This window comes from uncultured Brachyspira sp., from assembly GCF_944388875.1.
Lineage (GTDB): Bacteria > Spirochaetota > Brachyspiria > Brachyspirales > Brachyspiraceae > Brachyspira.
Map to the genome: position 1 here is coordinate 1 of NZ_CALXKQ010000042.1, position 12,441 is coordinate 12,441.

12 protein-coding genes, 2 tRNA genes and 1 other RNA gene are annotated in these 12,441 nt (G+C 25.6%); 10 read left to right on the plus strand and 5 right to left on the minus strand.

The features are described 5' to 3' along the window. Nucleotides 1–183: 183 nt before the first annotated feature. From Q0J69_RS13875 to Q0J69_RS13890, 4 genes are all read left to right on the plus strand, one after another. Nucleotides 184–894, plus strand: coding sequence for a hypothetical protein (locus Q0J69_RS13875; protein ID WP_297208508.1), 711 nt, complete (start codon nt 184–186; stop codon nt 892–894). A 301-nt stretch (nt 895–1,195) separates the two neighbouring features. After that, nucleotides 1,196–1,564 carry a copper homeostasis protein gene (locus Q0J69_RS13880; protein ID WP_297208510.1) on the plus strand — a complete coding sequence of 123 codons (369 nt, stop codon included), beginning with the start codon at nt 1,196–1,198 and terminating at the stop codon, nt 1,562–1,564. Nucleotides 1,565–1,788: 224 nt separating this feature from the next. Next, entirely contained in the window at nt 1,789–3,747 is a 1,959-nt protein-coding gene (locus Q0J69_RS13885) for a hypothetical protein (protein ID WP_297208512.1), read from the plus strand. 6 nt (nt 3,748–3,753) lie between these two features. Next, the gene (locus Q0J69_RS13890) at nt 3,754–4,656 is read left to right on the plus strand and encodes a metallophosphoesterase (protein ID WP_297208514.1); all 903 of its coding nucleotides are present in this window, start codon (nt 3,754–3,756) and stop codon (nt 4,654–4,656) included. 56 nt (nt 4,657–4,712) lie between these two features. On the opposite strand, the gene msrA is transcribed toward Q0J69_RS13890, so the two are convergent. From msrA to Q0J69_RS13910, 4 genes are read right to left on the minus strand one after another with little or no spacing between them, the layout of a single operon-like run. Then, nucleotides 4,713–5,321, minus strand: a complete 609-nt coding sequence (msrA, locus tag Q0J69_RS13895; RefSeq protein WP_297208515.1) for a peptide-methionine (S)-S-oxide reductase MsrA — start codon at nt 5,319–5,321, stop codon at nt 4,713–4,715. Nucleotides 5,322–5,335: 14 nt separating this feature from the next. Beyond that, complete coding sequence (msrB, locus tag Q0J69_RS13900; RefSeq protein WP_297208516.1) at nt 5,336–5,842, minus strand: peptide-methionine (R)-S-oxide reductase MsrB; 507 nt, start codon at nt 5,840–5,842, stop codon at nt 5,336–5,338. A 48-nt stretch (nt 5,843–5,890) separates the two neighbouring features. Then, a complete protein-coding gene (locus tag Q0J69_RS13905) occupies nt 5,891–6,874 on the minus strand; it encodes a hypothetical protein (protein ID WP_297208517.1) in 984 nt (327 codons plus the stop codon). Between the two features lie 4 nt (nt 6,875–6,878). Next, nucleotides 6,879–7,859, minus strand: coding sequence for a hypothetical protein (locus tag Q0J69_RS13910; RefSeq protein WP_297208518.1), 981 nt, complete (start codon nt 7,857–7,859; stop codon nt 6,879–6,881). Between the two features lie 248 nt (nt 7,860–8,107). Between Q0J69_RS13910 and Q0J69_RS13915 the strand changes: the two genes are divergently transcribed. The 6 genes from Q0J69_RS13915 (at nt 8,108) to ffs (ending at nt 10,890) form a co-directional block, all read left to right on the plus strand. Further along, a complete protein-coding gene (locus Q0J69_RS13915; RefSeq protein WP_297208519.1) occupies nt 8,108–9,331 on the plus strand; it encodes an LCP family protein in 1,224 nt (407 codons plus the stop codon). Then, a complete protein-coding gene (gene rsfS / locus Q0J69_RS13920) occupies nt 9,315–9,719 on the plus strand; it encodes a ribosome silencing factor (protein ID WP_297208521.1) in 405 nt (134 codons plus the stop codon). Before Q0J69_RS13915 ends, rsfS begins: the two co-directional genes overlap by 17 nt. A gap of 66 nt (nt 9,720–9,785) precedes the next feature. After that, nucleotides 9,786–10,535 (plus strand): hypothetical protein, encoded by a 750-nt coding sequence (locus Q0J69_RS13925; protein WP_297208523.1) that lies wholly within the window; start codon nt 9,786–9,788, stop codon nt 10,533–10,535. 67 nt (nt 10,536–10,602) lie between these two features. Continuing rightward, nucleotides 10,603–10,676 (plus strand) — tRNA-Arg (locus Q0J69_RS13930). Between the two features lie 4 nt (nt 10,677–10,680). After that, nucleotides 10,681–10,766, plus strand: a tRNA-Ser gene (locus tag Q0J69_RS13935). Nucleotides 10,767–10,793: 27 nt separating this feature from the next. Beyond that, nucleotides 10,794–10,890: signal recognition particle sRNA small type (ffs, locus tag Q0J69_RS13940), an RNA gene on the plus strand. Between the two features lie 448 nt (nt 10,891–11,338). Here the strand turns inward: ffs and Q0J69_RS13945 are convergent. Beyond that, nucleotides 11,339–12,295 (minus strand): radical SAM/SPASM domain-containing protein, encoded by a 957-nt coding sequence (locus Q0J69_RS13945; protein WP_297208525.1) that lies wholly within the window; start codon nt 12,293–12,295, stop codon nt 11,339–11,341. Between the last annotated feature and the right edge of the window lie 146 nt (nt 12,296–12,441).

Below are 12,441 nucleotides of genomic sequence, written 5' to 3' on the forward strand. Positions count from 1 at the left end.
GACAAGACAAGACAAGACAAGACAAGACAAGACAAGACAAGACAAGACAAGACAAGACACTTATCTAATATACAAATTAATAATACATCATATATTAAAAATTACAACCAATGTTTCAGTTTAGAATTAATCTAAATTGGGGCATTGGTTTTTTTGTGTTTTAAATAATTTTGGAGGTAGCAAATGACAGAAGAATTAAAAAAAGATATTGATAATATAGTGTGGTGGATTCCTTTTAGAAAATTGAGATGCTCTATAAGAAATTTATTAAATTCTTTAATTGAAGATGAAGATAAAAATCCTATATTTAAGCCACTTATGACAGATAATGAGAGAAAATTATTTCTTGATACGGTAAAAAAATCAAAATATTATCTTGAATTTGGTTCTGGAGGAAGTACATTTTTAGTTTTAAAGACAACAGATGCAAAAGTATTTTCTGTAGAAGGTGATAATAATTGGATTGAGCATATGAGAAGTAATGATTATATATATGAGCAAGAATTGATATTTAGGTTATATTTTTATTATGTTAATATAGGAAAAATAAAAATAGCATCTTACCCAATAGATAGTTCTCGATATAATGAATATCCTAATTATTCTTCTAAAGTGTTTTTAGAATTAGATAGAGAATATATTAATAATATAGATACGGTTTTTATAGATGGAAGATTTAGAGTTGCTTGCGTTTTGAATAGTATTTTAAATATTAATAGAAATGCAACTATAATAATACATGATTTTTTTAATAGGGAATATTATCATGTTTTATTAAAATATTTAGATTGTGTTAATCAAGTTGATACTTTAGGAATTTTTAAAATTAAGAATGATATTAATGATGATGACATAATAGAATTAATAAAAGAATATCAATATGATTTAAGATAATTTAATAAAAAATATAATTAATTTATTACCAAATGTTTATTCATTTTGTTTTATTCAATAAAATAAAATATTTGTAATTTTTACTATTTCAATAAAACATTAATAATGTTGTTTAAAAAATAAAATATTAACAGAAACTTAATGACTTAAAAATCACAATTTTTTAAATATATTTTATTTTACTATATTAGTTATTTTGATTTCAACAATTAAATAAAAAACTATAAATATTTATCAATCTATTTTTTAGTTTTACTAAAGTAATGATATAAAAAATCGAATATATAAAAAAGGATGAGAAATGAAAATAATTTATTTTGTTTTTATTATTATTGTTTTATTTTCCTGCAGCAATAAAAATAATAATAAATTAAACAGTAAACCTATAGAATATAAAGTATTTGAAGGAGATTTTATATATCTTATGGATTCATCGTATTTTATTGATTATAATACTTCAAGTAATTTTCAAATTGCATCTGAAGGAGAATATTATAATCTTGAGAATGAATTTTTAAGTTTTAATTTTGAAGAGCCTGTAAAAGTTTATCTTAAAGTTGAAGGATATTTAGAAGATAGAGAAGGCATAGAAAAAAATAGTATAGAAACATTTTTAATAGTTACAAAAATTATAGGTTTTGACACAAATAGAACCATGTCATTATTATAATTTGATAAAAATATTCTATGTATCAAAAAATAATATTTACTATTTACAAAAAAAGTTATTAAGATATAATCATAAAAATATTTAATTTTGGACATAGATAAATTATGAGAAAAAGTAATATACTAATTTTTTTATTATCATTAATTATAACCTTAATTGCACTTTTGAGTATAAATTATATAAGTTATAATGATTCAAATACATCGTTAAGTGATATCAATATAATGAATACTAATTATAAAAAAGTTAGAGATTATGCATTAGATGATTATTATATAAGTAATTATAGCGGAAAAATAGATAAACTTAAAGAAATATTTAAATCAAATCCTATAACAGCAAGATTAAAATATAGAGCAAGTTTAATATCTTATTTGGGCGAAGAAGAAATTATAATAAACGGTATTGATGTAAAAAATGATAAAGAAGTTTTTGATGTTATAAGCAGAAGTACTGTTGAAAATTTTAATACAAATAATTCAATAGTAATAAGCAAATCAACAGCATCTGTTTTGGATGTTAATACTAATGATACCGTAATATTAAAACTTATTACAAAAACAGGACATTATAATGCTGAAGAATATACTATTATAGAGGTATCTGAAAAATTAGATTATAATTATGCTTTAATAGATATTAATAATTTGAATGAATTTATTGGTTTAAATGATACGGCTACAGAAGTATATATAAAAAATGAAAAATTTGAAAATTATAATGATGATATAAAATCTATATTCTCAGATGATTTTGGTATTTATTCAAAAAAAGATATTCTGGGAGATGATTATAATATAAGCTCAAATACCAAAAGATTTAATATTTATATACTTATAACATATTTATTTGTTTTATTTTCAGTATTTATGTTTATTAATTCTCATACATTTTATGATTATAATATATTGATAAAAAGTAAAATATTATTTTCTTTTATAGGTTTTATTGTTTCATTTATAATATATATAATAGCTATAAAATTTTATTATCAAAAGGACTTTTTATTTAATTATATATATATTATTATGCTTGTTATTAATATAGTTTCTGTTTTATCTGCTAATATTAAGTATTCTATTTTAGAGAAATTCTTTATAAAAAAAGATGAACAGTATAATAAAAATAAAAATATATTAATTAGATTAGGAATTATATTTGTATATACAATAGCATTTATAATACTTTATTTATCATTTTTTAAATTTATTAATGAAGAGTATGTACGATCAAATAATTCTTCAGAAGAAAATAAAGAAACTATTGTAAGAATAATAAAGGCAAATACATCCAAAAATACATTTTTGTTTAATGGTTCAATAGACAGTATAAATAGCAATGATAATATAATGAATATTCTAACTAAAGAAATTAATCTATATGATAAGTATGCTGAAATAGAAAGAGTATTAAGTTTTCCAGTAGGAGTTGTCATAAGAACAGGAAGTATTGGTTCAAGAGTTTATGCTTATGAGAATAACATATTAGAAAATGGAATGATGGTATCAAATATTATTATAGAAGGTGCAATGTTTGAAAGTCCTAAGAGAGAAATTATTGTTGGAAAGGATTTAGCTAATTATTTGGATTTAAAAGTTGGAGATGCTTTGTCTTTGATAGCTAAAGCATCTAGAGGATGGCTTGAAACTGGATACTTCTATGTTGCTGGTATATATGATTGGGAAGATAGAAACTATGACATTATAGGAGATATGACATCTGTTTCAAGTTTTATATATTTAAAAGAAGGAAATAAATCCCCATACAATGAAAGTATAATTGTTTTTTCTGAGAATAAAGATATTTATTCATTATTAAGCCAAAGCCCTATTATAAGTGATTATAATTTAGAGATATTTAATGCATATATAAAATCTTCGCTTGAAATGAAAAATATAATTATTGTATTTATAATAATTATAGCATTTTCACTTTCTTTATTATCTTCATCAATATTATCTATTTTTTACAGAAGATTAGTTAAGTTTATAGATTTGCTTCATAGAAAAGCAATATTGTACACTTCATATATAATATCATTATTGGTATCTGTAATAATATCAATGGGAATAATATTCTTTTTTATGTCATTTAGTTTTAAGTTTTTAATGTTTACAATTTCTATAGTATTATTATCGTTCATATTATCCCTTTTAATATCGAATTGTAATAATGAAGGATAATATAAAATGAAATTTTTAAAAAAGATATCAAAGAGAAATAAAATAATATTTTTAGCTGTAATTATAATTTTGGTATTGATTCATATATATATGTATAATACGATACATTCTTTAAGAGTAAGATATATTACATTGGAGTTTGAAGATTTACCTAAAAGTTTTGATAATATGAAAGTAGCTCTTGCAGCAGATATGCATGCAGGACTTTATATACCAGAAAGCCATATAAAAAAAATGTCTGATATGATAATGGAAGAAAAACCTGATATGATATTATTTGCGGGCGATTATATTTACAGTGCCCCTCATAAATTCAGTCATTATGACAAAGAAAATACAGAGAAATTTTCTAATGGCATAAATGTATTAAAAGCAAAATATGGGAAGTATGCTGTACTTGGAAATCATGATAATTGGGAAAGCACAGAGGATGTTTCAAATGCTTTATATTCTAATGGATTTAAAGTTATGGATAATACTATTTTATTTATAACTAATGAAATGGGAGAGTATATATCTATAGGCGGAGTAGGTGATTATTTAACGGATGATGTAAGATTTGATGCTGCTGTAAGCAATGTTCATACTAATGATTTTCATATACTTTTATCGCATGAGCCTAATATGCCTTTGAAGAAAGCCAAAGACGGAGGATACATTAAATCAATAGATTTCTTTTTATCGGGTCATACACATGGTCTTCAAATAAGTTTTCTTCCTATGTGGGTTTGGGAAGGTTTGAATAATAATAGAGAATATCCGCGTTTTCCTGTTATTTATGGTATTTTGAATTACGGAAATATGAAAGTATATGTTACATCAGGTGTAGGTTCTGTACTGTTTCCTTTTAGATTATTTGCTTACCCTGAGGTTGTTATAATAACTTTGAAAAGCGTAAAGAACAAATAAAAAAGAGACTCATTGAGCCTCTTTTATATTTTTTGATATTATTTTCTTACTAAATTTTAAAATAATTTTGTGTAGAAATGACAATAAGGCATTGAACCTTTTTTGGCATAATAATCTTGATGATAATCTTCTGCCTCATAAAAGTTTTTAAACTCTCTTATTGTAGTAGCTACATCAAAATTTCTTTCTCTAAGCATAGCAACATATTTTTCTGCTATTTCTTTTTCTTCGTCATTTTGATAAAAAATAGCTGATAAATACTGCGAACCTATATCAGGACCCTGTCCATTTTTTTGAGTAAAGTCATGAGTTTCAAAGAATAGCTTAACTAATTCTTCATAAGTTGTTTTTTCAGGATCATAACAAACTCTTACAGTTTCTAAATGTCCTGTAAGTCCAGTACATACTTCTCTATATGTAGGATTTGCTTTATGCCCCCCTGCATATCCGCTTACAACAGATATTACTCCATTTGATTTTTCAAACCAATATTCTGTTCCCCAAAAACATCCTGAAGAAAAATATGCATATTTAGCATTTTCTGGAATTTCTGTTATTTTATTTTCCACATTATTATCCTTTGTATTAATATTTTGACTATTTAATCTTTCAGAACAAGATATTATTGATAATAAAGTCAGTATAATTGTTATTTTTTTTACCATATAACTCCTTTTAATTATTTTTGGTTTGTAGAACTTTCGTTTGTAAATTTATTAACAAAGTTCAAAGAAACAGAGTTGATACAGTATCTAGTCTGTTTTTCTGTAAATCCTTCGTTATAGAATACATGCCCCATGTGTCCCCCGCAATTGGCACATACCACCTCAAGTCTACTTCCATCCTTTACTAGTTTGATGTTTTCTTTTATAGCATCATCAAAACTAGGCCATCCCGTACCCGAATTGAATTTAGCTTCAGAATGAAATAAAGGCGTACCGCATATTTTACACGTATATATACCATCCTCTTTTACATTTAAAAGATCTCCAGTGAATGGTATTTCCGTACCTTTTTTTATCAGTACATTATATTCCTTTTCTGTAAGCTCTTTTGTGCTGTATGATGCTTTATCATTATTATTTGTATAAGCAACATATTTCTTTTCAGTTTTAACTTCTGTTTCATCGCAAGATATGAGAAATATAAAACTTACTGCAATTAATAATATTATATATTTTTTCATAATACATATTATATAACAATTATTTTTTAAATCAATAATTATGTTAATTTATTTATATGACTGTAATGGAAAAGAATATGCTGTTCTGTCTTTAACATCGAATATGTTTCCAGAAGTATCTATTAACCTATAATCAAACATCTGAGTAAATCTTTTGTATTTTATTTTAGTTGGAAGCTGAATGGAAGTAATATTTCCAGAATATGCATCTATACTATATAATATCATATCATTATTTTGATTATCTGATAATTTCTCCTGAATTATTGCAGGAGTATCTAAATATATTTTATTATCTTCTTTCATATAGAAGAAGCCGCCTTCATAATGGTTTAGAAATGAAAGAAATTGTATTTTCCATATAAGTTTTTTTCCGCTGTATAAAGAAACCGATTCATTATTATCTAAGAAAAGCAAATCTTTGTCAGCTGCTTTAAAAATTTTAGATATTTTTATATCAGAATATCCTATTTCTTCTTTTGTATCTGTAAGAGAATTAAAGTTTAAATAACTAATTGTTTTATTTTCTGAAGTATAAGAATATACGAATATGCTTCTGTTTTCATTAAAGCATCCATTTTTTATAAAAATACTTTCCTTTAATAAATATACAATTTTTTTATATTCTATATCATATACAAAAACATTCATTTTATTAAATTCGCTTGCTCTTAAAAATATATATCTAGGATTTGAAGTAAAATATGCTTCATATATATACATATTTGACATTTCTAATAATACTTTATTAGTACCTATTTCAATAATCTTGAATACATTGTTTTTTGAGTCATTTGCCGTAACAGATATAGTCATTACTTTTGTTCCATCTAATGATAAATCTACTATGGAATAAGTTCTAGGATTTTTATGAAAAGTTCTGCATATATCTAATTTAAAATCATATAAAAAACTGTTTCCGCTTCCTTTATAGTATGGGGTGAATATTCCCTTATTAGTTTTTTGATCTATATAAATGAAGTAATCATCTTTATCTATACTATTATATATTACATTTTGTTTTGATACCATATAATCACTGCTCCTTTATTTTAACTTTCATCATCACTTCTATTTTTTCATCGCTTTTATTTTCCAATACAGCATAATTATCATATAATTCTATAACTTTGGCAGACGCTACTAAACTTTCAATATTTTTATAATGTCTGTATTTATAAAGCATTTCACTTGTATACCAAACATCCCCATTTTCATTACTTCTAACTGAAATATATGCATCTGTATTATTAGTTTGAAAGTGTATTTTTGGTATATTGCTTATATTGGTTATAGGAGATACTTCATTTGTAGGCATTTCAAGTACTTTATCTGTTTTATATATATTGAATTCATCTCCGTTTTTGATATTATTTTTTTTACCTAGATTTATATATAATTTATTATCTTCTATCCTTGTTATAACACCAGTTAAAGGAGGATTGTTAAAATAGTCTGCAATATTATATGCTATTTTATCAAATGCCGTTACAGAAGCCTGACCTAAAGCACTTTCATTAAATAATGCATCTTCGGATGAATATACTTGGCTTGTATTTGGTAATGTATAGCTTCCTTTTTCAATAAAAGATTTTACTATTTTTAATGTATTAATATCTAAAAGATTTACTTTAAACTCTACATTTGCCGTATATTTTCCGCCTTTTTTTAGATCGAAATTCAATATTTCTCCAGTTATAAGATAATCTGAATTAAATGTTTCTTTTATAAAGTCTGCAGCTATCTGTAAATTTGTTACTAAACTTTTATATGAAAGAACTATATCATAAGATGTAAAATATGATATTAATAAATCATAGTCTGTAACATCAAACATTTTGGTATTGATTATAGATTCCTCCAATACTCTAGGCATTCCGTCATCTACTTTATATTCAGATATCCATTCTTCATTTTCACTTGAAAAAGGCAGAATAGTAAATGTTATTGAATATGCATTAATACCAATAGATAATATTAGTAAAAGTAATAATGTTTTATTTTTTAGTATAAACATATTTTAATAATCTTTATTTATTTCTTTTTCTTTATTAGGTTCCTTATATGAAATTAAAGCATGTATAGATATAAATGCCATAATTACACCAAAAAGGAAAACAACTTTTCTATATATTTTCATAAATACATCCGTAAAAATTATGATGCTGGTATTATATTATAAAGTATAACAATTTCAATAGCTTAATAAAAAAATTAGTATTAAGTTATTTGACAACTAACTTAACATAATATATTATATAGTATATGAATAGTAATAAAAAGAATAATAATGATAAAGCATTAAAAACCATAAGCTATGCCAATAAAAGAGCTGTTATGCTGATTACAGTATCTATAATAGCTTTAACAAGTTTAGCAATTTTTATATTCTATTATTTTCTAGTAAGCAGGCTTGATATTGCCAAAAAAAGAGATGAGCCTGTTTATTTTTCTGTATTATTTTTGGATGAAAAGAATGAGCCGTATGGAGCTTATGTAGGTATTATATCAAGTTTGCATAATAGGATAGGATTAATAGGGCTGCCTAGGAATATTTCTTTATGGGAGAATAAGAATTCTGTTAGAAGCGTGCCATTATCGGAGTTGTATAAAAATGGGGGAGAAAGTTCTGTTTTTAGGGCTATAGAAAATTCGGTAGATAAGCCTATAACTTACAAAATCACTATTGATAATAATGGAATTTCTGATATTATAGATTTGATAGGCGGGGTAGAAATGTATGTTGAGGAGCCTATAGAATTTGAGGATAAGGAGAGAGGATATAAACTTTCATTTGATATAGGCGAATGGTTATTTACAGGTGATAAAGTTATATCATATTTGCACTATTTACGCATGAAAGGATATGAAGATATAGAAACTTTATACAGATTAGAAGACGTTATAGTAAATTCTATGATAGGATTAATTCAAAATCCAGAACTTAGAACTATAATATATTCTAAAGATATGAGAAAGTCTATACCATCACATATAAAAAGTAATTTTAGACCTCCTGACATAAAGGCATTTTTTTATATATTAGCTAACAGCAATGAAAGGACATTAGTTATAAATAATATAGATGCAAGGTTTGATGATAACGGTATTTTAACTCCTATATTTGATGGGAGTGCTTTTGTAAAACAGATGGAAGATTTAACGGCTTATGTTGAGCTTAAAACTCAAAAGAGCGAATTAAATAATGAAGATGTAAATTTAAGCGTATTAAATGCCACAGATGTTGCAGGGCTTGCAGACAGAATAAATATCAGAATGCGTTACAGGGGCTTTTCTGCTGGGGAATACGGAAACTTTACAACCAATTTGAATGAAAGTGTAGTTCTTGTTAGGGACGGACAAATAGAAAAGGCATTTATGGTTGCTAATGAAGGAAGAGTTACAAGAGTATATGCCAGTACAGACAGAAGGGTATTAAATAATGCAGTATTAATTTTGGGGAAAGACTATTATGAAATCACACAATAACGAAAATAATTCAAAAACTAAAAAGAAATTTATAGATAAAGATACGGCTAAAGAATTGACATTAAGAGCAGCAAAGGCTTTAGATGATAAGAAACTTGAAAATATTGTTGTACTTGATTTGGAGGGAGTAACTTCATTATCAGACTATTTTATATTGGCTACAGCATCATCATCGCCGCAGATGAAAGCAGGTTCTGATGCAGTGTACAAGGAATTAAAAGAGGATGGAGTTTTGCCTTATGCTGAAAATGATAATGATCCTGAGGCTCTTTGGTATTTAACTGATTATGGATTTTTAGTAATACATATATTTACAGAAGAGGGCAGAGAGTATTATGATTTGGATAAATTATGGCATGAAGCTAAAAAAATAGAATTAAATTATTGATAATTTTCTTTATAAGTATTACAATGTAAGTGTAAATAAAATAATATATTATATAAGGAAATATTTATGAAAAAATTGAAAGTGTTTGCAATACTAGTATGTACATTATTGTTTTCCAAGTTATCATTTGCAGAAAGCGGATGGCAGTTTAATATAATGGTGCCAATAGGAGCTAGTTTTAGTTTTTATAATGTTCATTTTAGTTCTCAAGCTACTGCTGATTATATGAATAATTATCAAAAAAGAACTGGAACTATTGGTTTTGATGCAGGAGTTAATTTACAAGGCGGATATATAGTAACAGACGGAGATAAAGGTATTAGTTTACTATTAGATTTGGGATATTCACATGATTCTTTCGGACTTACAAGTACTTCTAAGGATGTGAATACGCAAGAAGATATAAAAACTAAAGAATATTATACATTTGAAAATTTATCCATAGGCATACTTCCTAAATTTCATTATAAAGAATTTGCCTTTGGATTGGGTTTAGGAGTAAAGCTGCCTTTGTATTTAACACATTCAGCAGAATTTACAATTGATAATACAACTACAAAAACTTACGGATATTATAACACTTCAAAAATTAATTCAGTTTTGAAAAATTCAGTTATAACTTATGTTAAATTAACATTTGATTATTCTTTCAATGTTCATGATGATATAGCCCTTTTACTTGGAGTTTATGTAGGTACAGATTTTGGATTAGATTTACGAGGTTCTGAATTAGTTATGGTTGACAGCAGAGATTTGGCTTCATTTGATTTAGGTGTTTTATTGGGTGTTAAATTTGGTGAGGGATTATTTGATTAAAAATATATAATATTATTTGCAAAAAAATATTAGTTGTGATATAATTGCCAAACTAAAAAGTATTCAAGTGCCTGTAGCTCAATTGGATAGAGCATCAGATTGCGGTTCTGAAGGTTGGAAGTTCAAATCTTCTCAGGCACAAATTGGAGAGATGTCCGAGCTGGTTGAAGGAGCACGATTGGAAGTCGTGTGTACGTAACAGTACCGTGGGTTCGAATCCCACTCTCTCCGTAAGCTAGTTTTATTTATATATCTCTTATAGCGGGGTTCTACGGCAGTTGATGATGAATCCGCCAGGTTCGGAAGGAAGCAACGGTAAGTCAACCCAACTGGGTGCTAGTTCTCCTGCTGTAGGGGGCCTTTCATTCTTCTTAATATCGTTAAACTGCATTACTTAAATAATTAATTTTACTATTCTTAAATTAGTTATCTATAAAAGATATAACAATTTTTATAGTATAATATTATATTGATATATTTAATAGTTTTTGTAAAAGTATATTATACTTGTTTCAAAAATACTTGACAATATTTATGTATAAAATTTTGTAATTTATCAATTATTAAAATAATCTTTTATATGTTCTATAAATTATTATTTTTTATATATAAATATGCAGTACTTCGCGGCTGTGGGCTATACCTGCTTCTCGCCGTAGGGGCCCAAAAGAAGTGGGCTTGCCAAATTCATGCACAACGGGGGAAAAGCACCAACTATAATTAAAAGAATATTAATTAAAAAAATATAGATATTAACAAATTTAGTTTTGAAACAAGTCTATTATCAAGGATAAAAAATTATATTACTGATACCATGAACAAGTACTGCATGGAGGAATTTTAGTAGATTTAGCATATAAATATTTTCTCATTTTTGAAGATTTTTCACTTGTAAATATTTCAAATATCGTATTTTTGCTTATATCCCCCAATATCATATGTTCATGTTCTTTGATATCAGAACGTAAATCACAGCATGGCATAACCATCCCATTATAATCTATGTATATATTATTTAAAGGCATAGAACAGCTAAATTCATTATCTATACTTTTTACTCCTTTTATAATCCCACCTCTATCGCTTCCTATTTTTGAAAAATCCATTGCTCTATAATTTATAGATATATTTTTATATATTAAATTATAATAAATATAGTAGTCATCAACTATATTAAAATTTTCAACTTTAAAATTAAATTTATCTATATTTTTTTGCATATTAAATTTTAATTGTTCTATATTGAATTCTTCATTATATTTTAAATAGTAAGACATTATCATATAAGAAATTCCAACTTCTGATAAATCATCTAAATATTCAGTTGTCAAATAATCACCATTAGTAAATATACCAATTTTAGCATTAGGTAATATTTCTTTAGTTTGTCTTATTCTTTTTAATATTAATTCTTTAGCTGATAAAGGTTCATTGAATCTGTGAAAATGAATATTATTAGAATATTTGATTTCTGATAATTCATTTATAATTTTTAAAAATAATTTTTCATCTAATTCTTTATTTTCACTGTGTCTGTCTACTATAGAATTAGGGCAAAACCAACATTGTCTGTTGCAGTAGGAATGTGTTTCTATTTCAATCGAATTAATATTCTCCTTTAATATTTCTTTCATTTTATTATTATTAAATTGTCCTTGAAAAAGACCTGAATATTTTATAAATAATTCATTTCTAACCTTATCTCTTAATTTTCTTATAGGTATAAACCATACTAATTTATTTATTTGTTTTATAGTCATAAATTTATCCTTAATATAAGAATATCCAATAAAAGAAAATTGGATAAGATAAAAAAATAATTTATACTAGGCTGGCTGGCTGGCTGGCTGGCTGGCTGGCTGGCTGGCTGGCTGGCTGGCTGGCTGGCTGGCTGGCTGGCTGGCTG